The organism is Janthinobacterium violaceinigrum, assembly GCF_009208555.1.
Taxonomy (GTDB): Bacteria; Pseudomonadota; Gammaproteobacteria; order Burkholderiales; family Burkholderiaceae_D; genus Janthinobacterium; species Janthinobacterium violaceinigrum.
In genome coordinates this window covers 36,419-61,184 of record NZ_WFLI01000024.1, presented here as the reverse complement: position 1 = coordinate 61,184, position 24,766 = coordinate 36,419, and the positions used below count along the sequence as shown (strand labels likewise).

Annotated in this window: 25 protein-coding genes; 10 read left to right on the top strand and 15 right to left on the bottom strand. The window is 60.8% G+C overall.

The features are described 5' to 3' along the window. The first annotated feature begins 16 nt into the window (after positions 1-16). The 3 genes from chvE (at position 17) to mmsB (ending at position 3,903) form a co-directional block, all read left to right on the top strand. Positions 17-1,039, top strand: coding sequence for a multiple monosaccharide ABC transporter substrate-binding protein (chvE, locus tag GCN75_RS19270; RefSeq protein ID WP_226941468.1), 1,023 nt, complete (start codon positions 17-19; stop codon positions 1,037-1,039). Between the two features lie 115 nt (positions 1,040-1,154). Continuing rightward, complete coding sequence (gene mmsA, locus GCN75_RS19265; protein ID WP_152283863.1) at positions 1,155-2,696, top strand: multiple monosaccharide ABC transporter ATP-binding protein; 1,542 nt, start codon at positions 1,155-1,157, stop codon at positions 2,694-2,696. Next, positions 2,686-3,903 carry a multiple monosaccharide ABC transporter permease gene (gene mmsB, locus GCN75_RS19260; protein ID WP_152283862.1) on the top strand — a complete coding sequence of 406 codons (1,218 nt, stop codon included), beginning with the start codon at positions 2,686-2,688 and terminating at the stop codon, positions 3,901-3,903. The genes mmsA and mmsB overlap by 11 nt, the downstream gene beginning before the upstream one ends. 63 nt (positions 3,904-3,966) lie before the next feature. On the opposite strand, the gene GCN75_RS19255 is transcribed toward mmsB, so the two are convergent. Together GCN75_RS19255 and GCN75_RS19250 are read right to left on the bottom strand one after the other, a co-directional pair. After that, entirely contained in the window at positions 3,967-5,598 is a 1,632-nt protein-coding gene (locus tag GCN75_RS19255) for an NAD(P)-binding protein (RefSeq protein ID WP_152283861.1), read from the bottom strand. Then, entirely contained in the window at positions 5,598-7,109 is a 1,512-nt protein-coding gene (locus GCN75_RS19250) for a polyamine aminopropyltransferase (RefSeq protein WP_152283860.1), read from the bottom strand. The genes GCN75_RS19255 and GCN75_RS19250 overlap by 1 nt, the downstream gene beginning before the upstream one ends. A gap of 60 nt (positions 7,110-7,169) precedes the next feature. Between GCN75_RS19250 and GCN75_RS19245 the strand changes: the two genes are divergently transcribed. From GCN75_RS19245 to rsgA, 7 genes are all read left to right on the top strand, one after another. Continuing rightward, the gene (locus GCN75_RS19245; protein ID WP_152283859.1) at positions 7,170-7,556 is read left to right on the top strand and encodes a DUF350 domain-containing protein; all 387 of its coding nucleotides are present in this window, start codon (positions 7,170-7,172) and stop codon (positions 7,554-7,556) included. Between the two features lie 30 nt (positions 7,557-7,586). Beyond that, positions 7,587-8,597 carry an SPFH domain-containing protein gene (locus tag GCN75_RS19240; protein ID WP_152283858.1) on the top strand — a complete coding sequence of 337 codons (1,011 nt, stop codon included), beginning with the start codon at positions 7,587-7,589 and terminating at the stop codon, positions 8,595-8,597. A gap of 10 nt (positions 8,598-8,607) precedes the next feature. Further along, positions 8,608-10,071 (top strand): DUF4178 domain-containing protein, encoded by a 1,464-nt coding sequence (locus GCN75_RS19235; protein ID WP_152283857.1) that lies wholly within the window; start codon positions 8,608-8,610, stop codon positions 10,069-10,071. Next, positions 10,068-10,238 (top strand): hypothetical protein, encoded by a 171-nt coding sequence (locus tag GCN75_RS29245; protein WP_193317566.1) that lies wholly within the window; start codon positions 10,068-10,070, stop codon positions 10,236-10,238. Before GCN75_RS19235 ends, GCN75_RS29245 begins: the two co-directional genes overlap by 4 nt. A 2-nt stretch (positions 10,239-10,240) precedes the next feature. Then, a complete protein-coding gene (gene speD / locus GCN75_RS19230) occupies positions 10,241-10,612 on the top strand; it encodes an adenosylmethionine decarboxylase (protein WP_152283856.1) in 372 nt (123 codons plus the stop codon). A 65-nt stretch (positions 10,613-10,677) separates the two neighbouring features. Next, entirely contained in the window at positions 10,678-11,232 is a 555-nt protein-coding gene (locus tag GCN75_RS19225) for a hypothetical protein (RefSeq protein WP_152283855.1), read from the top strand. 275 nt (positions 11,233-11,507) lie between these two features. Continuing rightward, on the top strand, positions 11,508-12,572 hold the full coding sequence (rsgA, locus tag GCN75_RS19220) for a ribosome small subunit-dependent GTPase A (RefSeq protein WP_152283854.1): 1,065 nt from the start codon (positions 11,508-11,510) through the stop codon (positions 12,570-12,572). A 57-nt stretch (positions 12,573-12,629) separates the two neighbouring features. Here rsgA and GCN75_RS19215 read toward each other — a convergent pair whose 3' ends face one another. The 13 genes from GCN75_RS19215 to mnmG all read right to left on the bottom strand — a co-directional run bounded on the left by GCN75_RS19215 (position 12,630) and on the right by mnmG (position 24,478). Further along, a complete protein-coding gene (locus GCN75_RS19215) occupies positions 12,630-13,049 on the bottom strand; it encodes a F0F1 ATP synthase subunit epsilon (protein WP_077398374.1) in 420 nt (139 codons plus the stop codon). Positions 13,050-13,111: 62 nt separating this feature from the next. Continuing rightward, a complete protein-coding gene (atpD, locus tag GCN75_RS19210) occupies positions 13,112-14,512 on the bottom strand; it encodes a F0F1 ATP synthase subunit beta (RefSeq protein ID WP_034752705.1) in 1,401 nt (466 codons plus the stop codon). Between the two features lie 29 nt (positions 14,513-14,541). Then, the gene (atpG, locus tag GCN75_RS19205; RefSeq protein WP_034783836.1) at positions 14,542-15,417 is read right to left on the bottom strand and encodes a F0F1 ATP synthase subunit gamma; all 876 of its coding nucleotides are present in this window, start codon (positions 15,415-15,417) and stop codon (positions 14,542-14,544) included. Between the two features lie 62 nt (positions 15,418-15,479). Further along, positions 15,480-17,021 carry a F0F1 ATP synthase subunit alpha gene (atpA, locus tag GCN75_RS19200; protein ID WP_077398373.1) on the bottom strand — a complete coding sequence of 514 codons (1,542 nt, stop codon included), beginning with the start codon at positions 17,019-17,021 and terminating at the stop codon, positions 15,480-15,482. 78 nt (positions 17,022-17,099) lie between these two features. Continuing rightward, on the bottom strand, positions 17,100-17,645 hold the full coding sequence (locus tag GCN75_RS19195) for a F0F1 ATP synthase subunit delta (RefSeq protein WP_034783838.1): 546 nt from the start codon (positions 17,643-17,645) through the stop codon (positions 17,100-17,102). Positions 17,646-17,647: 2 nt separating this feature from the next. After that, positions 17,648-18,118 (bottom strand): F0F1 ATP synthase subunit B, encoded by a 471-nt coding sequence (locus GCN75_RS19190; protein ID WP_034752697.1) that lies wholly within the window; start codon positions 18,116-18,118, stop codon positions 17,648-17,650. A 43-nt stretch (positions 18,119-18,161) separates the two neighbouring features. Beyond that, the gene (gene atpE, locus GCN75_RS19185) at positions 18,162-18,440 is read right to left on the bottom strand and encodes a F0F1 ATP synthase subunit C (protein ID WP_034752695.1); all 279 of its coding nucleotides are present in this window, start codon (positions 18,438-18,440) and stop codon (positions 18,162-18,164) included. Between the two features lie 59 nt (positions 18,441-18,499). Further along, a complete protein-coding gene (gene atpB / locus GCN75_RS19180; RefSeq protein WP_046681851.1) occupies positions 18,500-19,309 on the bottom strand; it encodes a F0F1 ATP synthase subunit A in 810 nt (269 codons plus the stop codon). 51 nt (positions 19,310-19,360) lie between these two features. Beyond that, positions 19,361-19,729 carry an ATP synthase subunit I gene (locus tag GCN75_RS19175; RefSeq protein ID WP_034752692.1) on the bottom strand — a complete coding sequence of 123 codons (369 nt, stop codon included), beginning with the start codon at positions 19,727-19,729 and terminating at the stop codon, positions 19,361-19,363. Between the two features lie 281 nt (positions 19,730-20,010). Next, the gene (locus tag GCN75_RS19170; protein ID WP_152283853.1) at positions 20,011-20,895 is read right to left on the bottom strand and encodes a ParB/RepB/Spo0J family partition protein; all 885 of its coding nucleotides are present in this window, start codon (positions 20,893-20,895) and stop codon (positions 20,011-20,013) included. Between the two features lie 64 nt (positions 20,896-20,959). Then, entirely contained in the window at positions 20,960-21,730 is a 771-nt protein-coding gene (locus GCN75_RS19165) for a ParA family protein (protein ID WP_034752687.1), read from the bottom strand. Between the two features lie 168 nt (positions 21,731-21,898). After that, entirely contained in the window at positions 21,899-22,543 is a 645-nt protein-coding gene (rsmG, locus tag GCN75_RS19160; protein WP_152257816.1) for a 16S rRNA (guanine(527)-N(7))-methyltransferase RsmG, read from the bottom strand. Further along, positions 22,544-24,478 carry a tRNA uridine-5-carboxymethylaminomethyl(34) synthesis enzyme MnmG gene (gene mnmG / locus GCN75_RS19155; protein ID WP_152283852.1) on the bottom strand — a complete coding sequence of 645 codons (1,935 nt, stop codon included), beginning with the start codon at positions 24,476-24,478 and terminating at the stop codon, positions 22,544-22,546. It abuts the gene before it with no gap. Positions 24,479-24,766: the final 288 nt, after the last annotated feature.

The following is a 24,766-nucleotide window of genomic DNA, read 5'->3' as shown; positions in this document are numbered from 1 at the left end:
GCTGGCCATCTCCGGCATGGCCGTAATACCCGTGGCAAGCGCCGCCGACAAGGGCGCCATCGGCATCTCGATGCCGACCAAATCGTCCATGCGCTGGATCGCCGACGGCGACAACATGGTCAAGGTATTCAAGGAGCGCGGCTACAAGACGGACCTGCAGTTTGCCGACGACGATATCCCGAACCAGCTGGCGCAGGTGGAAAACATGATCACCAAGGGCGCCAAGGTGCTGGTGATTGCCGCCATCGACGGCACCACCCTGTCGAACGTGCTGCAAAAAGCGGCCGACAAGGGCATCAAGGTCATCTCGTATGACCGTTTGATCCGTGGCACGAAGAACATCGATTACTACGCCACCTTCGACAACTTCCAGGTCGGCGTGCTGCAAGCCGGCTATATCGAATCGGCGCTGAAACTCAAGGAAGGCAAGGGCCCGTTCAATATCGAGCTGTTCGGCGGCTCGGCCGACGACAACAACGCGCACTTCTTCTACAACGGCGCGCTGTCGGTGCTGAAACCGTACATCGACAGCGGCAAGCTGGTGGTGCGCTCGAAGCAGATGGGGATGGAAAAGGTCGCCACCCTACGCTGGGACGGCGCCGTGGCGCAGGCGCGCATGGACAACCTGCTCAGCGCCTATTACGGCAATGCGAGAGTCGACGCGGTGCTGTCGCCGTATGACGGCTTGAGCATCGGCATCCTGTCCTCGCTCAAGGGCGTCGGCTACGGCACGCCGAAACAGCCGTTCCCCGTCGTGACGGGCCAGGATGCGGAAATCCCGTCGGTGAAATCGATCATCCGCGGCGAACAGGCATCGACCGTGTTCAAGGACACGCGCGAGCTGGCCAAGGTGACGGCAAATATGGTCGACGCCATGATGTCGGGCAAGGTCCCGGCCGTCAACGACACGAAGACCTATAACAACGGCATCAAGGTGGTGCCGTCCTACCTGCTCAAACCCGTCACCGTCGACAAGGCGAACTGGAAGCAGGTGCTCGTCACCGGCAGCGGCTACTACACGGAAGCACAAGTGAAATAAGCGGCCACGCTACTGAAGGCCCGGCCATGCCGGGCCTTTCGCTTCATGCACTATCCAGAACAAGACTGCCGCACGACCGAAGCCAAGCAGCATGCGGTCGTGCCAGAGAGGTTATATGACGAACACTATCCTGGAAATGCGCGGGATACGCAAAACATTCCCGGGCGTCGTTGCGCTCGACAATGTCAACCTGCAGGTACGCAGCGGCGAGATCCATGCCATCGTCGGCGAAAACGGCGCCGGCAAATCGACCCTGATGAAAGTGCTGAGCGGCGTCTACGGCCATGGCAGCTACACGGGCGACATCGACTACCTGGGCCAGACGCGGCACTTCCGCGGCATCAAGGACAGCGAAGAAATCGGCATCATCATCATCCACCAGGAACTGGCGCTGGTGCCGCTGCTGTCGATCGCCGAGAATATCTTCCTCGGCAACGAACCGGCCCATATGGGCGTCATCGACTGGGAATACGCGCAAGCGAAGACGCGCGAGCTGCTGCAAAAGGTGGGCCTCAAGGAGTCGCCCGACACCCTGATCACCAACTTGGGCGTGGGCAAGCAGCAGCTGATCGAAATCGCCAAGGCGCTGTGCAAGGACGTCAAGCTGCTGATCCTCGACGAGCCGACGGCGAGCCTGAACGAGAGCGACAGCGCGGCCCTGCTCGATTTGCTGCTGGACCTGAAACGCCAGGGCATCGCCTCGATCCTGATCTCGCACAAGCTCAATGAAATCTCCAGGGTCGCCGATGCCATCACGGTGCTGCGCGACGGGAACACGGTCGACAGCTTCGACTGCCGCGTGGAGCCCGTCAGCGAAGACCGCATCATCGAAAAAATGGTCGGGCGCGAGATGGCGGACCGCTATCCGCCGCGCACGCCCACCATCGGCGAGACCATCTTCGAGGTGCGCGACTGGCGCGTATTCCATCCCGAGCATGCCGAGCGTCCCGTCATCAAGGGCATCAACATGCACGCCAAAAAGGGCGAGATCATCGGCATCGCCGGCTTGATGGGCTCCGGGCGCACGGAACTGGCGATGAGCATTTTCGGACGCGCCTACGGCCAGCGCATCAGCGGCACGGTGCTCAAGAATGGCCGGGAGATCGACGTCAGCACCATCGGCAAGGCGATCGGCCACGGCCTCGCGTATGTCACGGAAGACCGCAAGGGCCTGGGCCTGATCCTCGAGGAAGACATCAAGAAAAACACCAGCCTGGCCAACCTCGATGCGGTTTCGACCCGCACGGTCATCGACGAGGCGCGCGAATTCGGCGTGGCCGACGAATTCCGCCGCAAGCTCAAGATCCGCTGCTCGAGCATCCTGCAAAAAGTGGTCAACCTGTCCGGCGGCAACCAGCAGAAAGTGGTGCTGGCGAAGTGGCTGTTTTCGCGCCCCGACATCCTGATCCTCGATGAACCGAGCCGCGGCATCGACGTCGGCGCCAAATACGAGATCTACAGCATCATCAGCGAGCTGGCCGCCGAAGGCAAATGCATCATCATGATTTCCTCGGAAATGCCGGAATTGCTGGGCATGTGCGACCGGATCTATGTCATGAACGAAGGCCGCTTCGCGGCAGAACTGAGCGCAGCAGAAGCGTCGCAGGAACGCATCATGCGCGCGATCGTTACACACGGAGAAAACAATGGACAATAAACTGACAGCGGGGACGGCGGCAGGCGCCGCCCCCAGCACGGCGCCAGCCGCCAAGAGCTATGCCGGCTTCCTGAAAAACAATATGCGCGACTACGGCATGCTGCTCTCCCTGATCGTCATCATGGGCTTTTTCCAGTACATGACCGACGGCACCCTGATGCAGCCGCTGAACCTGACCAACCTGGTGCTGCAAAACAGCTATATCGTCATCATGGCGCTGGGCATGCTGATGGTCATCGTGGCCGGCCATATCGATTTATCCGTCGGCTCGGTGGTCGGCTTCGTGGGCGCGCTGGCGGCCGTCCTGATCGTCAACTACCACATGCATTTTGTCGCCGCCAGCATCCTCTGCCTGCTGGCCGGCGCCGTGATCGGCGGCGCGCAAGGGTATTTCGTCGCCTTTTTCAAGATCCCGTCCTTCATCGTCACCCTGGCCGGCATGCTGGTATTCAAGGGCCTGACCCTGGCGCTGCTGGCGGGCCAGTCGGTCGGCCCCTTCCCGGAAGGCTTCCAGATGCTCAGCTCGGGCTTCTTGCCCGACCCGTTCGGCGGCGAAAACCTGCGCGGCCTGTCACTGCTGCTGGGCGTGATTGCCGCCGCTGCGCTGATCGTCACCTCGCTGCGCAGTCGCGCCAAGCAGATGAAACACGGCATGGAAAACGAACCGCGCGCCTTCTTCCTGCTGAAAAACGCCATCTTCGCCGCCGTGATGGTGTATTTCAGCTACCTGCTGGCGTCGTACCGCGGCTTTCCCAACGTGCTGGCCGTGATGTCCCTGCTCATCGTCGCCTACACCTTTGTAACCAACCGCACCGTGATGGGGCGCCGCGTGTATGCCGTGGGCGGCAACGAGAAGGCGGCGCGCCTGTCCGGCATCAAGACGGAACGGGTCAGCTTCTACACCTTCGTCAACATGGGCATGCTGGCCGCGCTGGCCGGCCTGATCTTCGCCGCGCGCCTGAACACGGCCACGCCGAAGGCGGGCACGGGGTTCGAGCTGGACGTGATTGCCGCCTGCTTCATCGGCGGCGCCTCGGCCTCGGGTGGCGTGGGCAAGGTGATGGGGGCCGTCATCGGCGCCTTCATCATGGGCGTGATGAACAACGGCATGTCCATCATGGGCATCGGCATCGATTACCAGCAGGTGATCAAGGGCCTGGTGCTGCTGGCGGCCGTGTTCATCGACGTCATTAATAAAAATAAATGAGAAGAACAAGGAAGCACAGGTTCGAGCCTTAGGGGGCTCTGGCCGGCGTTCGCGCCGGCCTTTTTATTTAGCCGCCAGGCGCGCCGCCCGGTCTCCCCACCACGCCGCTTCCTCGAACACGGAAAAGCCCGACAGATCCGCATGCGCGAACAGGATCGCGCCGTCGTGCTCGCGCAGCGCCTTCAAGCCCGCGTTGCTGCGAAAACCGGGCAAGGGCGCGGCCATGGCGTGGCCGCGCACGGTGATGTCGACCCGTTCCACGCAGCGGGCAAAATCGCGTCCATACGCCGTTTCCAGGTCGACGCTGGCCAGCGCCAGCAATTCCTCGGGCGTGGCCACATCTAACCACTTGCGCGCTTCCTGCGGCGTGCGGTCGGACAGGGCCACATAGGCGCTGAAGACGGTTTTCTCGGGCGGGCGCACGCGGATGTCCTGGTGCGTGGAGACGACATAGCCGAGGCCCGGCTCCTGGTACACCACGTTATCCCAGCACAGGGGCGCATGCGGCAGTTCGTCGGGAAAGCGCTTGAGCAGGAAATTGGCCACCAGCCACGGCGCATATGCGGGCGTATCGCGCTTGAGGTCGTAGCCATAGCTGGCGATATCGCTGACCACGCGCGCCGCCACATACAAGGGCATGGCGCAGATGGCCTTGCGCGCCTTGACCAGGTAGGTGCGCGGCTGGCCATCGACCAGTTCCAGGCACAGCGCTTCCACGCCCTTCGCCGTCGTCTGCACGGAAACCACCGTGCCGCTCCTGCGCCGCACGCCCGACGCCTGCTCCATGGCCGTGGCCACGGGCTGCATGCCGCCCGGCCAGGTCAGCCAGGCGCCGTTGCCCGCATTGGCCGCCTGGCCCCAGCGGCTGCAATAGTAGTGCAGGCCGGCCCAGGCCGAAACCTGGTCGTAGCGCGTACCGTAATCGTCGCGGCAGCAGTAGTTCAGGTACCAGTGCAGGGTGGGCGAGGTATAGCCTTCGCGCTCCATCCACTGTTTCAGGGTGATGCTGTCGAGCGCCTGCCAGGCCGGATCTTGCGACGATGCCACGGTGGGGAAAACGAAGACGCGCTTGCCATCATTGCCATGCGCCTGGCGCAGGCGCCGCACCTCGGCAAAGAAGCGTTCATGCTGCGCCAGTTCCGCCGGCGGCACGCCTTCCGTGGGGATGAAGCCATCCTGCCAGTGGCCGTTGAACAGCAGCCGCTCCTCGGGCGCGTGCAGGATGAAACGCTCGTCGTAATACGGTTTTTCGGCCTGCGGATCGCGCTGGATAATCCCCAGGTCGAACAGGATTTCCCGCACATGGGTCGATTCGGGCGAAGGCAGCGGCAGATAGTGGCCGCCCGTCGGATAGGCGAGCTCGCCGAAGTGGCCGCCGGCCGCGTTGCCATACGGCTGCGGCCCATCGATCATGAGGAAATCCTGGTGGCCCAGTTTATTCAAGCGCCAGGCGGCCGTCAGGCCCGCGATACCGGAGCCGAGAATGGCCACGTCGGTAGTGACGGTCTCGCCCGGTGGCGGCAGCGCCGTGCGCTCTCGCAGCAGCTTGCGCAAATAATGCCCCTCGCTGCGGCCCGGGTACAGCACCTTGGGCGTGATCTCCTGCCAGCGCAGGTAGGCGGCGATGCTGCCGATGCCGGCCGCCGCCGCCGCGGTGCCGCCGGCGGCCCACAGCATGAAGGAACGGCGCTGCATCAGCGGATCACCTGGCGCCAGTCCTGCTCGAATTCATGTACGAGCGACTGCGTATTGAGACGGTTCGGTGCCATGGGCAGCGGCTGCATGTCGGGCGGGAAGATGAACATCTCGCGCGTGGTGTCCGCATTCAGGTAGCGCATGGGCAGGCGGTAGGTTGTCGGCGGCACGTAATCGAGCTGGGGCGAGGCAAGGATAAACCCCCATTCGCCGAACGACGGCACGTAGGCGTGATACGGCCAGGTGCGCATGCCCACTTCGCGCAGGGTGGCATTGATGGTCCAGTAGGCGTGCGGGGCAAAAAAGGGCGACGTCGATTGCACCACCATCAGGCCCTTGGCCGCCAGGTGCTTTTTCACCAGGTCGTAGAACGGCACGGAATACAGTTTACCGAGCGCGAAGCTGGATGGATCGGGGAAATCGACGATGGCCGCGTCGTACATGTCGCCATTGTTGCGCAGCCAGACGGCGGCATCGGCATTGACGACGGTGACGCGCTTGTCCGAAAACGAGCCGTGATTGAGCTTTGCCAGTTCCGGGCGCGTGGTAAACGCGGCCGTCATGGCCGGGTCGAGGTCGACCACGGTGACGTGTTCGATCTGGGGATAACGCAGGATTTCGCGCAGCGCCAGGCCATCGCCGCCGCCCAGCACCAGCACGCGGCGCGCCCACGGCAGCGCTTCGAGCACGGGGTGCACCAGCGCCTCGTGGTAGCGGTACTCGTCGCGCGAGGAAAACTGCAGGTTGCCGTTGATGTACAGGCGCGTATCGTCCTTCCAGCGCGTGATCACCAGGCGCTGGTAGGGCGTGGTGGTGGAATACACGATCTCGTCGCCGAACAGGCCGTGCTCGCCCCAGGCCACCATGCGGTCGGACAGGGCAAAGCCGGCGATCAGCAACAGCATCACGGCGCAGGCGCGCAGGAAGCGCCCCGTGAGGTTCTTCAGCTCCGTGCGGAACACCCAGATCGTCCACAGGCCCACGCCCACGTTGAGCATGCCGAACAGGAAGCCCGTGCGCACCAGCCCCAGGTACGGCGACAGCACCAGCGGGAACAGCAGCGAGACGGCCAGCGCGCCCAGGTAATCGAAGGTCAGCACGCGGCTGACCAGCTCGGAAAACTCCGTCTGGCGCGAATTCAGGGCGCGCATCACCAGCGGCACTTCCATGCCGACCAGTGCGCCGATCAGGAACACCATCACATACAATAAGGTGCGGAAAGGCGCGGCCATCCACGAAAAGGTCATGAACAGGATGGCGGCCGACAGGCCGCCGATCAGGCCCACGGCCAGTTCGATGTCGACAAAGCGCGAGAGCACGTCGTCATCGTGCACATATTTTGAAAAGTGAGCGCCCACACCCATGGCGAACAGGTAGCAGCCGATGATGGTGGAAAACTGCAGGATGGAGTCGCCGAGCAGGTAGCTGGACATGGCGCCGGCGATCAGCTCATACGCGAGGCCGCAGGAGGCGACCACGAAGACGGACAAAATCAGAATCTTTTTGTTCATGGGACTTTTTTTTGTTCTAATATGCGTTGACGTTATCAAATACTCATTGCGAGGAAAGCCGTGCCCGCCATCCTAAACTATCTGATCCATCTTATACTGGCCGCCGGGCTGCTGATTGTATTTTTTATCATCTATACGCGCGTCACGCCGTATGACGAGGTGCTGCTGATCCGCCAGGGCAACCACGCGGCCGCGCTGTCGCTGGGCGGCGCCCTGCTGGGCTTTTCCGCCACCATCGCCTCGTCGCTGATGCACACGGCCGACTACCAGCAGTTCTTCGCCTGGGCCTTCGGCGCCATGGTGGTGCAGCTGCTCGTGTACCTGGTGACCACGCGCCTGCTGCGCATGTCGAAGGACCAGATCGAATCGAACAACAGCGCCTTCGGCGGCCTGCTGGGCGCCATCTCGCTGTCGATCGGCGCCATCAACGCCGCCTGCATTTCCTGACACCGCTTCATCTTTTCAAGGATATCCATCATGAGCCTCGGCAGCTTTATCAAGAAACAGTTTATCGACGTACTGCAATGGAACGAAGAGACGGACGGCGTGCTGGCCTGGCGCTTTCCCATGCAGGATTTCGAGATCCAGAACGGCGCCATCCTCAATGTGCGCGAATCGCAGGTGGCCGTCTTCGTCAATGAAGGCAAGATCGCCGACGTCTTCGGTCCCGGCACGCACAAGCTGACCACGCAAACCTTGCCGCTGCTGACCAACCTGAAAAACTGGGACAAGCTGTTCGATTCGCCGTTCAAGTCGGACGTGTATTACTTCAGCACCCGCGTGCAGACGGGCCGCAAATGGGGCACGCCGCAGCCGATCACCATCCGCGACAAGGATTTCGACATGATCCGCGTGCGCGCCTTCGGCATGTACTCGTACCGCATCGCCGACGCCCGCACCTTCTTCACCGAAATCAGCGGCACGCGCGAAGTCTATACGCGCGACGAAGTGGAAGACCAGTTGCGCGGCATCCTGATGTCGAGCATGGCCAGCTCGCTGGGCGGCGCGAACGTGCCCTTCCTCGACATGGCGGCCAACCAGGCGCTGATGGCGCAGGAAGTCAAGGATGGCCTGGCGCAGGCGTTTGCCCGCTATGGCGTGGGCCTCGATGAATTCAATGTGGCCAGCATCAGCCTGCCCGAGGAATTGCAGGCGGCGCTCGACGAGCGCATCTCGGCCGGAATGAAGGGCGGCCTGGGCGCCGACAAGATGAGCGGCTACACGAAATTCCAGGTGGCCAATGCGATCCCGCTGGCGGCGCAGAACGAAGGCGGCATGGCCGGCATCGGCGCCGGTCTCGGTGCCGGGCTGTCGATCGGCCAGGTGATGGCGCAAAGCATGGGCGGCGCATTGCAGCAGCCCGCCCCCGCGGAAGAACCGGTCGAGGCGCGCCTGGAAAAGCTCAAGGGCCTGCTCGACAAGGGTCTCATTTCGCCGGCCGACTACGACGGCGCCAAGGCTGAACTGTTGAAAAAACTGATCGGCTAAGCGCGACTGCATGCAAACTGTTTCCTGTCCCAGCTGCGGCGCGGAAGTCCGCTTCCGCTCGCACGCTTCCGTGCTCGCCGTGTGCGAGTACTGCCACAGCACCATCCTCAAGGACGCCGATTCCGTCAGGGACGTGGGCAAGATGTCGGCCGTCCTGGAAGACTATTCGCCGATCCAGATCGGCACGGCCGGCGTGCACGACGGCGTCCACTTCACCGTCGTCGGGCGCATCCAGCAGCGCTACAGCGCCGGCACGTGGAATGAATGGTATCTGCTGTTCGACGACGCCAGCACGGCCTGGCTGGGCGACTCGTCCGGCCTGTACACCCTGACGCGCGAACGCGCGACGCAAGACGCCCTGCCCGCCTTTGGCGAGCTGGCGCCGGGCCGCCGCTACACGATCTGCGGCGAGCCGTACACGGCGGCCGAGATCCGCAATGCCGAATGCATCGCCGGCCAGGGGGAATTGCCGTTCAAGGTGGGCGCCGGCTGGCGCATCCAGGTGGCGGACTTCCGCAACTACGCCAGCTTTGTCACGCTCGACTACACGGACGGCCCGCAGCCCGTCGTCTACCAGGGCGTGGCCGTCACCCTCGATGGCTTGCAGTGCCAGCTGCTGCGCGACGACGATGCCATCGCCAGGAGCGCCGGCAAGTACCGCGGCAAGCTCGATGCGCTCGACTGCCCGTCCTGCGGCAGCGGCATCCAGTACGTGCCCGGCGCCGCGGCGCAGCTGGTGTGCCCCGCCTGCCACGCACAGCTCGACGCCAGCGGCCCGGAAGCACAGGTGCTGGCCATCGGCAAGCAGGTGCATGACAACGCCGACATCACGCTGGAACTGGGCGCCAGCGCAAAGATCAGCAATGCCGACTATACGGTGATCGGCATGATGCGCCGCGCCGACGACGAAGGCAGCGAGTGGAATGAGTACCTGCTGTACAACGCGCGCGCCGGCTTCTTCTGGCTGGTGGAAACGGACGAAGGCTGGTCGCGCTCCAACGTGCTGCCGAACTGGCCCACCTGGCCGTCCATGGAGGCGGAGCGCTGCACGCTCGATGGCGCCACCTATGCCAAGCTGTATGACTACGGCTCGCAGGTCGTGTATGCGGCAGGCGCCTTCAACTGGAAGGTGGCCGTGGGCGACAGCACGCGCGTGTTTGAATTCGAACAGGGGCAGACCAAGCTGGCGGCGGAGGTCACGGGCGAGGAAATGACCTGGTCGCGCTCCATCCCCGTCGCCTACGACCAGATGGCCGCCTGGTTCGGCGCCGCCTTCCACGGCGGCGACAAGGTGCAGCATATCCAGCTGAGCCACCGCGGCATCGCCAAGGTCTTCATCGTCATCGTGCTGGTCCTGAATGCGATCCCGATGTTCGTCTCGTTCTCCAGCACCCTGATGTGGAGTTTGCTGGGCTGCCTGGCGCTGTTCCTGCCGGCCGTTTTTCTCGACAAGAATGCAAAGAATCCCCCATGAGTAGATATGTGATCTATGCCTTGATGGTGACGTTTTCCGTCACGGCCGCCAACTGGGTGCGCATGTTCAAGGTCGCCGGCAGCAGCAGCGGCAGCAGCTGGAGCTCGCGCACGGGCAGCGGCGGCGGCAGCTATGGCGGCGGTTCCAGCGGCGGCAGCCACAAATAGGCATGGCAGCCACACCGCATCTGCCGCTGGGCACCCATCTGCTGGCCGACCTGTCGGGCATCGCGCCGGAACGCCTGCGCGACTGCGCGGCGCTCGAACGCCTGCTGCGCGCAGCAGCCACCACGGCCGGCGCCCAGGTGCTGCACAGCCATTTCCACAGCTTTGGCGCGGGCCAGGGCGTCACGGGCGTGGTGCTGCTGGCCGAATCGCACATTTCCATCCACACCTGGCCCGAATGCAGCTTTGCCGCCGTCGATATCTTCATGTGCGGCGCGGCGCGGCCGCAACTGGCCCTGGACGTCCTCAAGGAAGCGCTGCAGGCGGCGCACTGCCAGCTGCAGTCGGTGCGGCGCGCGCCGCCCGGCCACGCCTAGCGTCGCTGGTGGATCGCGTGGCGATCGCTTACACTGTCGGCTCGTTCCCCCAACCACTGCCTGCCATGCGCCGTTCCGCCCTGTCCCTGCTGCCACTCTTACTGCTCGTCGCCGCCTGCGATGACTATACGGCGCCCAGCCTGTACCAGGCCACCACGCCCGAGTGCAAGACGTGGACGGAAGGCTCGCGTTTCGAGCTGCCGCGCGGCATCAGTATCTATGCCACGCCGCCCGTCACGCTGAAGGATGGCGGCACGGAACTGGCGCTCATTTTTACCTTGCCGGTCGGTACGCAAGCCAGTTTTACGCGCCTGTCCTTTTTGCTGGAAGAACCAAAGAAGCCGCCGTTCGCCGCCGCCAAGATACTCACCATTTACCAGCGCGGCATGAACCAGAAGGCGGAAATCGTCGACGTCATCGAGCAGCTGCCCATCATGTTTGCCGCCGTGGGCAGCAGCAAGGAAACCCAGTGGCGCTTGCGGCTGCAACTGCCGCGCCAGCTGCCGCAGCGTTTCGATCTGTCCATGCCCGACATGCTCGTCGGCGGCAAGCGCTACCCCGTGCGCACGTTTACCTACCGCTATTTCCCCGAGCGCAGCGCCTACGGCATGTGCAGCTGAACCACGCCATCCATTGACGGCGGCGCACGCCGCTGGCACACTGGCGTTTTCCATCACACAACAGGAGTAGACAACATGCGCCATTCGGATACTGCCGTGCTGTCGGCTGCCTGATCACTGTCTTTCCCGGCTCATACCTTTAGCCTGCAATTGCCCATACGCGTGATCGCGTAGCCGACTTCCCTTTCTTTCGTGCCAGTCATCGCGACTGGCGGTGCCTGCACGCGCAGGCGACATGTCCGCACGCGGACGACAGAATTTGGAATCACGCTACCATGATCGCACTCGATTTTGCGCAACTACGCCCCATCGGACTGCAGCAGGCCATCGCCAGCGCAGCCGCCCAACTCGAACTCCCTTCCCCCGCAGCGCAGCTGCTGCGCGTGAGCGCCGTGCACCGCGACAGCATCATCGTGCATGACGGCTTGCGGGAAAGCCCGGCGCAGATGCTGCCGCAGCTGCTGCACGCACTGCTGGAACAGGAGCAGCTCCTCACGGTCGGCGACTGGGTCGCCGCCGAAGCCGATGCGCACGGCACGCTGTGGATAACGGCGCGCTTATCCCCGGTCACGCAGATCGCGCGGCGCGGCAATGACGGCCGGCGCCAGGTCCTCGCCAGCAATGTCGATACGGCCCTGCTGGTGATGGGCATGGATGGGGATTTCAACGCGCGCCGCCTGGAACGCTATCTGGCCATCGTGCTGGCGGCGCACGTGACGCCCGTGGTGGTGCTCAGCAAGGCTGACGTGGCCGACGACGTGGCGGGCAAGCTGGCGCAGCTGAAACAGCGCCTGCCGCCCCCCGTGCCCCTGTTTGCCGTCGATACGCGCCATGCGTACGACGTGGCCATCCTGGAACCGTGGCTGGGCGCGGGCCAGACCCTGGTGCTGCTCGGTTCTTCGGGCGCCGGCAAGTCCAGCCTGACCAATACGCTGTGCGCAGCCGGACAGGCCACCAACGGCGTGCGCCATGGCGACGGCCGCGGCCGGCATACGACGACGGCCCGCTCGCTGCACCTGTGTGCCAGCGGCGCCTGCATCATCGACACGCCGGGCTTGCGCAGCTGGCGCGCCGATGCCGATGCGGACACCCTGGCGGCCACGTTCGACGATATCGCGCAGCTGGCGTCCACCTGCCAGTTCCGCGACTGCCGGCACGCCAGCGAACCCGGTTGCGCCGTGCGCGGCGCCGTCGACGGGGACCGCCTGCGCAATTTTCACAAGCTGCTGCGCGACGCGCGCCGTATCGACGAGACGCCGCTCGAGCGCATCGCCGCGCGCGCCAAGTGGAAGACGATCTTGAAGGCGGGACTGGAAAGGGGGAAAGACAAACGCCGTTAATTTTTGCTGAAAAAAAAGGCAGCCCGAAGGCTGCCTTTCTTGCTGCTGGCTCGCTGATTACAGCTTGCGCAGCTTCTGGATCGCTGCCAGCTGCGCAATCGCGCTGGCCAGCTCGGCTTGCGCTTGCGCGTAGTCGATGCCCGAATCCTTGTTGTGGATATTTTCTTCCGCCAACTTCTTCGCTTCCAGCGCTTTCGCTTCATCCAGGTCGTGACCGCGGATGGCGGTATCGGCCAGGACGGTCACGGTATCCGGTTGCACTTCCAGCAGGCCGCCGGCAACGAAGACGAACTCTTCTTCAGCCTGGCCGACTACCTTGATGCGGACCGCGCCCGGACGGATGCGGGTAATCAAAGGCGTGTGGCGTGGGTAGATACCCAGCTCGCCCTGTTCACCCGGCAACGCGACGAATTCTGCTTCGCCTGAAAAAATCAGTTCTTCAGCGGAAACCACGTCAACGTGAATTGTGTGTGCCATGTGTGTCCTATCGGGTTGAAGAACCCCGCCGTATAACGGGCGGGGTTAGGCCCAGACTTAACTTAGTTAAGTTTCTTGGCTTTTTCGATTGCTTCTTCGATCGTGCCGACCATGTAGAACGCTTGTTCCGGCAGGTGATCGAGTTCGCCCGAAGCGATCATTTTGAAGCCCTTGATCGTGTCTTTGAGCGAAACGTATTTACCAGGCGCGCCGGTAAAGACTTCAGCGACGTGGAAAGGCTGCGACAGGAAACGCTGCATCTTACGTGCGCGGGCGACCAGCAGTTTGTCTTCCGGTGCCAGCTCGTCCATGCCCAGAATCGCGATAATGTCGCGCAATTCCTTGTAGCGCTGCAGGGTCGTTTGCACGGCACGCGCGGTGTCGTAGTGCTCTTGACCGACGATCAACGGATCGAGCTGACGCGAGGTCGAATCCAGTGGGTCCACGGCTGGGTAGATACCCAGGGAAGCGATGTCACGCGACAGCGCAACGGTCGAATCCAAGTGAGCAAACGTGGTAGCAGGCGACGGATCGGTGTAATCATCGGCTGGAACGTAGACGGCCTGGATCGAGGTGATCGAACCGGTCTTGGTCGACGTGATACGCTCTTGCAGACGGCCCATTTCTTCGGCCAGGGTCGGTTGGTAACCCACAGCCGACGGCATACGGCCCAGCAGTGCCGACACTTCGGTACCGGCCAGCGTGAAGCGGTAGATGTTGTCGACGAAGAACAGAACGTCCTTGCCTTCATCACGGAACGATTCAGCGATCGTCAGGCCGGTCAGCGCAACGCGCAGACGGTTACCTGGCGGTTCATTCATCTGACCGTAGACCATCGCGACTTTGGAGTTCTCCGGGTTTTCCAGATCGACCACTTTCGCGTCAGCCATCTCGTGGTAGAAGTCGTTACCTTCACGGGTACGCTCACCCACGCCGGCAAACACGGACACGCCGCTGTGCGCCTTGGCGATGTTGTTAATCAGTTCCATCATGTTCACGGTCTTGCCTACGCCAGCGCCGCCGAACAGACCCACTTTACCGCCTTTTGCAAACGGGCAAACCAGATCGATCACCTTGATGCCGGTTTCCAGCAGTTCTTGCGATGGCGACAGTTCGTCGTATGCAGGAGCGGTGCGGTGGATCGACGCGATCTGCTCGTGCGACACAGGGCCGCATTCGTCGATCGGGTTGCCCAGCACGTCCATGATGCGACCCAGGGTTGCTTTACCGACTGGCACCATGATAGGTTTGCCGGTGTTCTGGATCATCATGCCGCGACGCAGGCCATCGGACGAGCCGAGTGCAATGGTACGGACAATGCCGTCGCCCAACTGCTGTTGTACTTCCAGGGTCAGTTCCGAGCCTGCCATCTTCAAGGCATCAAATACCTTAGGCATCGCGTTGCGGGGAAACTCAACGTCCACCACAGCGCCGATACACTGAACGATTTTGCCATCAGCCATGTTCGTTCCTTCAATATAGTTAAATTCGTTTAAACCGCAGCCGCACCGGCGACGATTTCGGAGAGTTCTTTGGTAATCGCAGCTTGGCGGGTCTTGTTGTAGATCAGCTTCAATTCGCCGATCACACTACCCGCGTTGTCGCTTGCAGCTTTCATCGCGACCATCCGTGCCGATTGCTCGGACGCCAGATTCTCCGCGACTGCCTGGTACACCAGCGCTTCTACATAGCGCTCCAGCAATTCGTCGATCACGCTTTGCGCATCCGGCTCGTAGATGTAATCCCACGAGTGGGCACCCTTGTCGGCGACCATCTTGTCGGCCGTCAGGGGCAGCAATTGCTCCACGACTGGTTCCTGCTTCATCGTGTTGATGAATTTGGTGTAGCACAGGTACACTGCATCGATCTTGCCTGCCTGGAACTCTTCGAGCATGACCTTGACAGGTCCGATCAGTTTGTCCAGGTGGGGCGTATCACCGGTTTGAATGGCGTGCGCAATGATCTTGACGCCGATGCGATTCAAAAAACCCAAACCCTTGTTACCGATGGCAACTGCTTCAACCCGGTTGCCAGCTGCTTCCAGCTCGCGCGACTTCGACGTCACCTGGCGCAGGATGTTGGTGTTCATGCCGCCGCACAGACCCTTGTCGGTCGTGACAACGATGAAACCCACTGCCTTCGCTTGCGTACCCTGGGCAGCTGCCAGGAACGGGTGCGTGTATTCCGGATTGGCGGTCGCCAGATTGGCGGCGATATTCCGAATCTTGTCACTGTAGGGACGGGCGGCCCGCATCCGGTCTTGCGCCTTGCGCATTTTGGACGCGGCGACCATTTCCATCGCCTTGGTGATCTTCTTCGTATTCTCTACGCTCTTGATCTTGCCTCGTATCTCTTTGCTTGATGCCATGAGTCCTTACTCCTTCTGCGCGTAGGGCGGCGCCTCACTCGAGGTGGGCGCCGCCTGGCCGCTTAATATGCGCCGGATTTCTTGAAATCAGCAATGGCCGCCGACAGAGTTGCTTCGCTGTCTTTGTCGAGTTGCTTGGTTTCTTCGATCTTGGCCAGCAGAGCAGCTTGCTTGGTCTTCATGTAAGCGTGGACACCAGCTTCGAACGACAGCACTTGCTTGACTGGCACGTCGTCCATGAAGCCTTTGTTCACCGAGAACAGCGATACGGCCATCAGCGAGATCGACAGTGGCGAGTATTGGGCTTGCTTGAGCAATTCCGTTACGCGCGCGCCGCGGTCCAGCTGCTTGCGGGTCGATTCGTCCAGGTCCGATGCGAACTGCGCAAACGCGGCCAGTTCACGGTACTGCGCCAAGTCGGTACGGATACCGCCGGACAGGTTTTTGATGACCTTGGTCTGAGCGGCGCCACCGACGCGCGATACGGAAATACCGGCGTTAATTGCAGGACGGATACCGGCGTTGAACAGCGAGGTTTCCAGGAAGATCTGACCGTCGGTAATCGAAATCACGTTGGTTGGAACGAATGCGGACACGTCGCCAGCTTGCGTTTCAATGATCGGCAGTGCCGTCAGGGAACCGGTCTTGCCTTTGACGGCGCCGTCGGTGAACTTCTCGACGTAGTCGGCGTTCACGCGTGCTGCGCGTTCCAGCAGGCGGCTGTGCAGGTAGAACACGTCGCCTGGGTACGCTTCGCGACCTGGTGGACGGCGCAGCAGCAGCGAGATTTGACGGTATGCAACAGCTTGTTTGGACAGATCATCGTAGACGATCAGTGCATCTTCACCGCGGTCACGGAAGTATTCACCCATGGCGCAACCGGAGTACGGCGAGATGTATTGCATGGCGGCCGATTCCGAAGCGGAAGCGGCGACAACGATGGTGTATTCCATCGCGCCGTGCTGTTCCAGCGAGCGCACGATGTTCTTGATCGACGAGGCTTTTTGGCCAATCGCGACGTAGATACATTTCATGCCCTGGCCTTTTTGATTGATGATCGCATCAATCGCCACAGCCGACTTGCCGGTTTGACGGTCGCCGATGATCAGTTCGCGCTGGCCGCGGCCAACTGGAACCATCGCATCGATCGACTTCAGGCCGGTTTGCATCGGTTGCGACACGGACTCGCGGGCGATCACGCCCGGGGCGATTTTTTCAATCGCGGCCGTCAGTTTGGTGTCGATGGCGCCTTTGCCGTCGATCGGCTGACCTAGCGCGTTCACAACGCGGCCGAGCAGCTCAGGACCGACTGGCACTTCCAGAATGCGGCCGGTGCATTTCACCGTGTCGCCTTCGGAGATGTGCTCGTAGGCACCCAGAATCACGGAACCGACGGAGTCGCGTTCCAGATTCATTGCCAGGCCAAACGTGTTGCCTGGGAATTCCAGCATCTCGCCTTGCATCACGTCCGACAAACCGTGGATGCGGCAGATACCGTCGGCGACGGAAATAACCGTGCCTTGATTACGCACTTCAGCGCCGCCGTCAAGACCTTGGATCCGGCTCTTGATCAACTCGCTGATTTCAGATGGGTTGAGTTGCATACTAACTCCTAAAAGTGTTTCTCTCAGCTTGCGCGAGGGGTAAGGGTCTGTCTAAGCTGGCCTGCCGAAGCGCGTGTCTTACGACACCAGTGCAGCGTGCAGTTGCTGCAGCTTGGCGCGCACCGAGGTGTCGAGCACTTGGTCGCCAACAACCACGCGCACGCCGCCGAGCAGCGATGGATCCACTGTGACGGCAGGGTTGAGCTTACGACTGAATTTCTTTTCCAGCGTTGCGACCAGCTCGGCCGTTTGGCCTTCGCTCAGATCGAAAGCGCTCGTGATCTCGGCGTCAGCCGCACCTTCCAGACCGTTTTTCAACGTATGGAATTGCGCGCCGATTTCCGGCAGCAGGCTGATGCGGCCATTTTCGATCAACATCGTGACGAAGTTTTTCACTTCCTCATTGAGCGGCGATTTCAACAACGACAGGATGGTGGCGGCGACGTCGCTTTCCGAAACTTTCGGATTGCGCGCGTACGCCTGTACCTCGGGGTGGCTACCGATCTGTGCCAGTTCGGACACCAGTTCGGACCACGCCGCGAGGTTGCTTGACTCCTTACCAGCTTGGGCTACGCGGAACAAAGCTTCCGCGTAGGGACGGGCGACGGTTGCGAGTTCTGCCATGATTACAGCTCGACAGCAAGACGCTGCAACATTTCGGCGTGAGCCGTAGCGTTTACTTCACGCTTCAAGATCTGCTCGGCACCCTTGACAGCCAGGTCAGCCACCTGAGCGCGCAATTGTTCGCGTGCTTTCGACAGTTGCTGTTCGGCGTCCGACTGGGCTTGCGCAATGATACGCGCAGCTTCAGCTTGTGCATTTTGCTTGATCTCTTCAGCAACCAGCTGCGCGCGCTTTTCAGCGTCCGCAACGCGTTGCGACGCTTCTTCACGTGCACTGTTCAATGCCTCTTGCGCACGCTTTTCAGCGACAGCCATCGAAGCCTGACCTTGATCGGCCGCAGCCAATCCATCCGCGATTCGTTTGGCACGCTCATCCAGCGCGTTGTTCAGCGCTGGAAATACGAACTTCATCGAGAACCAGACCAACACCGCGAAGGTGATCATCTGGCCGATGAGCGACATATTGATGTCCATACCTTTGCTCCTAACTAAAAGTTTCTCCTAGGGTTGGAGCGAATTACTGAGCAACAGCCGTCAGAGCGGACAGGAACGGGTTAGCGAACGTGTACAGCAGAGCAACACCAACGCCGATCATCGAAATAGCATCCAGCAGACCAGCGATAACGAACAGTTTGGTTTGCAGTTGTGGCATCAGTTCTGGTTGACGTGCCGAAGCTTCCAGGAATTTGCCACCCAAGATAGCGAAGCCCAGAGCGGTGCCGATTGCGGCCAGGCCGATGATGATTGCTGCTGCCAGAACGGTCATGCTTTGTACTTGTGCGATCAGAGCTTGCATAAAATTCTCCTAAATTTAAAAACGAAAGATACTAAAAAAACAAAATATAAAGTTAATGATTAATGTTTCTCAACCGCGAGGCTCAGATACACAACCGTCAACGCCATAAACACAAAAGCTTGCAAAGTTACAATCAAGATATGGAAAATTGCCCATGGACCACCCAACGCCCACTGTGCCCACCAAGGCAACAACGCGATCAAGATGAAAATCAGTTCGCCGGCATACATATTGCCGAACAGTCGCAGCGACAGGGAGATCAGTTTGGCAACCAACTCAACCATTTGCAGCAGGAAATTGACAGGCGCCAGGGCGATCGTGCCGATCAGGCCGCTCGCATGGAACGGTGCCGTGAACAGTTCCTTGATCCAGCCGCCCAGGCCCTTGGCCTTGATCGAGAACGCGATCACGCACAGCACGACCGACAGCGACATGGCGAAGGTGTGGTTGACGTCGGCGGTCGGCACGGCACGCAGTTTATGCACGCCAAACCAGCTCAGAATCTTCGGCAACAGGTCAACCGGCAGGAAGTCCATCGCGTTGAGCAGCCAGACCCACACAAAAATTGTGATGGCCAGCGGTGCGATGACCTTGCTTTTCGCGTGGAAGGCCCCATTAATAGTGTCATTGACGATTTCCATGACCATTTCGACGAAGTTTTGCAACTTGCCAGGGACACCAGCCGTCGCGCGGCGCGACGCCATATAGAAAACAGCCAGGAAAACAAAGCCCAGAATGGCCGAAATCCAGAACGTATCCAGATTGATCATGCCGTCGGCACTTCTCAGGTGGGCCAGATGGTGACTGATGTATTCTGTGGCGTTGGCCGGGGCAGCATGGCCCGCTTCAATAGCGTGTTCTGTGGTCATAATGAATTTAGATTTGTCGTTTCAGAGCACAACCGGCCCCAAAACCAATGATTAAACAGCGAGCAATGAAAACCAGTATGCTAAGGTTGCCACCGCGAAACCCAAGATCAGCCATAACCAGGCGGCCGACTGAAACAACACCAGTGCCAATATAAACAGCACCGCTGTGATAAATATTTTCACCACTTCTGCGCGCAAATGCGCCCGGAATGCCTTATTGGCGTCGCTAGAACCGCGAACCACCAACAGGGCATACACCAGGCTACCGATGACTGCGATAGCGCCGCCGTATGCGGCGGACCAGCCTCTGACACTGCCGCCAAAAAACAGGGTGACGGTGGCAAAACTGATAGCGATTGCTAGCTGCAATGCAACTACTTTGTAGACGGGTTTGGCAATACTTTGTTGTGAATCACTCAATTGCCAGGTTCCCAGAAAAATCTACACACGCAAAGACACGGGATTATAGTTGGCTTTGATCTATAGAGTCAAACGTTGCTGCACCGCAGCAGGGCAATTGCTGCGTGAAACTGACGCTTTACCGACTATTCGCCGCCTTTTGCACCACTATATGGCAAAGTCGCTTGTCTGGCCGCTTCCAGCCGTGTTATCAAGGAATTATGCACTGCGCCTGGAAAGCGTTGACAGCTTGTCCAGAGCGCTTGTGGCTTGCCATTTTCCCGTTTTTGCCAACTTGCTATTTAACCACGCAAGCGCGTCAATAATCCATCGAGCACGTCAAGATCGGCAAAATCGATCACCAATTGGCCACGGCCTTTATTCCCCATCTTGAATACCACGGGCGTGGCCAGCGCATCGGACAGCTCTTCTTCCAGGCGCGCCATGTCGCCGGACTTTTCCTTCTGCCGCGGCTCGACGGGGTTGGCCGCTTCCTCGACCGTGCGCGTGACGAGCTTTTCCGTTTCGCGCACGGACAGGCGCTTGGCCACCACCTGGTTGGCCAGGGTGATCTGGCTGGCCGCATCGACGGCCAGCAGCGCGCGCGCATGGCCCATGTCGATATCGCCGGCCATCAGCATGGTCTGCACGGGATTGGCCAGGTTCATCAGGCGCAACAGGTTCGACACGGCGCTGCGCGAGCGTCCCAGCGCAGTGGCCGCTTGCTCATGCGTAAAATTGAAGTCGGCGATCAGGCGGTGGATGCCCTGCGCTTCTTCCAGCGGATTCAAGTCTTCGCGCTGGATGTTCTCGATCAGCGCCATGGCCGCGGCGGCCAGGTCGTCCACATCGCGCACCAGTACCGGCACTTCCGTCAGGCCCGCCAGTTGCGAGGCGCGGAAACGGCGTTCGCCGGCGATGATTTCATATTTGATCACGCCGCTCAGGGTGTCCTGCCCGATCGGGCGCACCAGGATAGGCTGCATCAATCCTTGCGCCTTGATCGAGGCGGCCAGTTCATTCAGGGCCCCCTCGTCCATGCGCGTGCGGGGCTGGTATTTGCCGGCTTGCATTTGTGACACGGGCAAGTTCGACGGTTGATTCGTGTCCGGACTGGCAAAGTCGCCGCCGCCGCCCAATAAGGCGTCGAGTCCGCGACCCAGTCCTTTTAATTTTTTCGTAGCCATGCTGTCCTAATCGTGTTTTCAGAGTAAGCGCTTACATCATAATGTGCAGGCGCTCGCCCCTTGTTTACATATGTTTGATGCGTTCGACCATCTCGGCGCCGAAGGCGATATAGGCCTGCGCACCTTTCGAGCTGGGGTCGAAGGTCACGCCGGGCAAGCCGTACGACGGCGCTTCGGCCAGACGCACGTTGCGCGGGATGATGGTATTGAAGACCTTGTCGCCGAAGTGCTGCTCCAGCTGGGCCGATACCTGTTGTGATAATGTCATGCGCGGATCGAACATCACGCGCAACAGGCCGATGATCTTCAGGTCCGGATTCAGGTTCGCGTGCACCTTCTTGATGGTGTTGACCAGGTCGGACAAGCCTTCCAGCGCGTAGTACTCGCACTGCATCGGGATGATCACGCCATGCGCGGCGCACAGGCCGTTCAGGGTCAGCATCGATAATGCCGGTGGGCAATCTACTAATATGAAGTCGTATTCGCCGTCGACTTCGGCCAGCGCATCCTTCAGGCGGCGTTCGCGGTTGTCCAGCTCGACCATCTCCACTTCGGCGCCGGCCAGCTCGCGGTTCGACGGCAGGACGTCGAACCGCCCCGCTTCCGAACGCTGGCGTGCCGTCTTGACATCGGACTCGCCCAGCATCACTTCATAGGTGGACGCCTTCAGGCCGGCCTTGTTGATGCCGGCGCCCATGGTCGCATTGCCCTGCGGGTCGAGGTCGACCAGCAGCACGCGCTGGTTCAACTTGGCCAGACCGGCGGAGAGGTTGACGCTTGTTGTGGTTTTACCAACACCACCCTTTTGATTTGCTACACAAAAAATTTTGGCCATGTATCTTCTAGTTGTAAATAGGTGCAAACTTCATCGTGCGCCCCGGCATCCGGCCGAAACGATTTATACTGTTTATTTCATTTATACGATATAAATCATTTATACGGTTTATATAATTTATACCGTATAAACCGTTTATATGATTTACACCGTTTATTTTTTCAATCCTTAAACTCTTGCTATAAAGACCAGATGACGCTCTGCATTTAGCCCTGGCACCGCAATTGCGCGTAGCTCCGTTACTCGCCATTCCGCTGGCAGTCGCTCGCGTTCGTCTGGCGGCGCCACCCCTTTCAAGGCGATGAATTGACCGCCCTCTTCCAGCACGTGGCCCGACCAGTTGACGAAGTCGGACAGGTCGGCAAAGGCGCGCGAGGTGATCACATCGAATTTCTGCTGCACTTCCAGCTGTTCCACGCGTTTCGTGTACACGGTCACGTTGCTCAAGCCCAGTTCGGCCTTCACTTGCGTCAGGAAAGCCGTCTTCTTGTGCACCGTGTCGATCATCGACACCTTCACGTCGGGCCGCGCAATGGCCAGCACCATGCCCGGCAAGCCGCCGCCCGCGCCCACGTCGAGCACGTTTTTTGCCGCCGCGAACGCCGGCACGGCGGCCAGCGAATCGAGCACGTGCAAGGTCAGCATCTGCAGGGGATCGCGCACCGACGTCAGGTTGTACACGCTATTCCATTTGGCCAGCAAGGCCAGGTAATCGAGCAGTTTTTCCGTCTGATCCGCGCTCAGGTCCAGCCCCAGCGCGGCGATGCCTTCATTCAAAATCTGGGCCAGTGCGGCCCGGTCAAACTGCTTCATTCAACAACCTCGTCCTTTAAAAGTGGTGGTCTGCGCGGCACCGAAGCCGCGCTTTTTCAGGTGGACCAGCAGCAGCGAAATCGCCGCCGGCGTCACGCCGGAAATGCGCGATGCCTGGCCCAGGGTTTCCGGGCGCTGCTTGTCGAGTTTTTGCCGCACTTCGACCGACAGCGCGCCGATATCCAGGTAGTTAAAACCGGCCGGCAAGGCCAGGTTTTCATAGTGTTCATGGCGCTCGATTTCCTTGCTCTGGCGCTCGATGTAGCCCGCATATTTGAGCTGGATTTCCACCTGCTCACGCACGGCAGGATCGTCCACGCCGGGACCGGCCAGGGCCTGGCCTTCCATGCCCGTCATGCTCATCAGGGTGTCGTAGGCGACGTTCGGACGGCACAGCAAATCCGCCAGCGAGTACTCGCGTTCGATGGCCTGGCCGACGATGCGTTCCGATTCCGCGGCCGCCAGAATGCGCGGGTTGACCCACGTGGAACGCAGGCGCTCGAGCTCGCGCGCCACGGCTTCGCGCTTGGTCTCGAACGCCTGCCATTGCACGTCGCCCACGCAGCCCAGCGCGCGGCCGATTTCCGTCAGGCGCATGTCGGCATTGTCTTCGCGCAAGCTCAGACGGTACTCGGCGCGGCTGGTGAACATGCGGTACGGTTCCTGCACGCCCTGGGTGATCAGATCGTCGACCAGCACGCCCAGATAGGCCTCGGAGCGGCCCGGTACCCAGGCTTCCTTGTCCTGCGTCAGCAAGGCCGCATTCAGGCCCGCCAGCATGCCTTGCGCGGCCGCTTCCTCGTAACCCGTGGTGCCGTTGATCTGGCCCGCAAAGAACAGGCCGGCGACGGCCTTCGTTTCCAGCGACGCTTTCAGGCCGCGCGGGTCGAAATAGTCGTATTCGATGGCGTAGCCGGGACGCAGGATGTGGGCGTTTTCCATGCCCTTCATCGATTGCACCAGGGCGATCTGCACGTCGAACGGCAGGCTCGTCGAGATGCCGTTCGGATAGAACTCGTGCGTCGTCAAACCTTCCGGCTCGAGGAAGATCTGGTGCGATTCCTTGCCCGAGAAGCGGTGGATCTTGTCTTCGATCGAGGGGCAATAACGGGGACCCACGCCTTCGATCACGCCCGTGTACATGGGGCTGCGGTCGAGGCCGGCGCGGATGATGTCGTGCGTCTGGCTATTCGTGTGCGTGACCCAGCATGGCACCTGGCGCGGGTGCATGGCCGTGTTGCCCATCACCGAGAAGACGGGCACGGGATCGAGGTCGCCCGGCTGTTCTTGCATCACGGAAAAGTCGATCGTGCGACCATCGATGCGCGGCGGCGTGCCCGTTTTCAGACGGCCCTGCGGCAGTTTCAGCTCTTTCAGGCGGGCCGACAGCGAGATCGCGGGCGGATCGCCGGCACGGCCAGCCGAGTAGTTGTTCAAGCCCACGTGGATCTTGCCGTCGAGGAAAGTCCCCGCCGTCAGCACCACGGCGCGCGCCAGGAACTTCAGGCCGATCTGCGTCACGGCGCCGACGACGCGGTCGCCTTCGACGATCAAATCGTCGACCGCTTGCTGAAACAGCCACAGGTTCGGCTGGTTTTCCAGGCGCGTGCGGATGGCGGCCTTGTAGAGAATACGGTCGGCCTGGGCGCGCGTGGCGCGGACTGCCGGGCCTTTCGAAGAGTTCAGGATACGGAACTGGATGCCGGACTCGTCGGTGGCAATCGCCATCGCGCCGCCCATGGCATCGACCTCCTTGACCAGGTGGCCCTTGCCGATGCCGCCGATGGAGGGGTTGCACGACATCTGGCCCAGTGTCTCAATATTATGCGTGAGCAATAGCGTCTTCTGCCCCATGCGGGCGGAAGCGAGGGCCGCCTCGGTACCGGCGTGACCACCACCGACAACGATGACGTCGAATTCTGTAGGAAATAACATGATAAATAGGTAACAGTGCAAGTAAAAATGCGGGAAGAGAGCTCCGATTATAGAGTCTTTTTGCGAGCGCAACCTTCCACGGGCCAATTTTTGCTTAATTTTTACTCAGCAGGGGCAGGCACACGGCGATTTCTGTTTCACGTGGAACACGAACCGTGGCCAGGCAGAGGGCTGCGGTAGCGTGAAATGTTTGCTACAATTGCCCCATCGTCCGCATCCGTGTTCACGCCAGTGGCCATCGGGACGAGCATTCAGGAGGACGGCCTCCCCCATCATGGGAACACACCG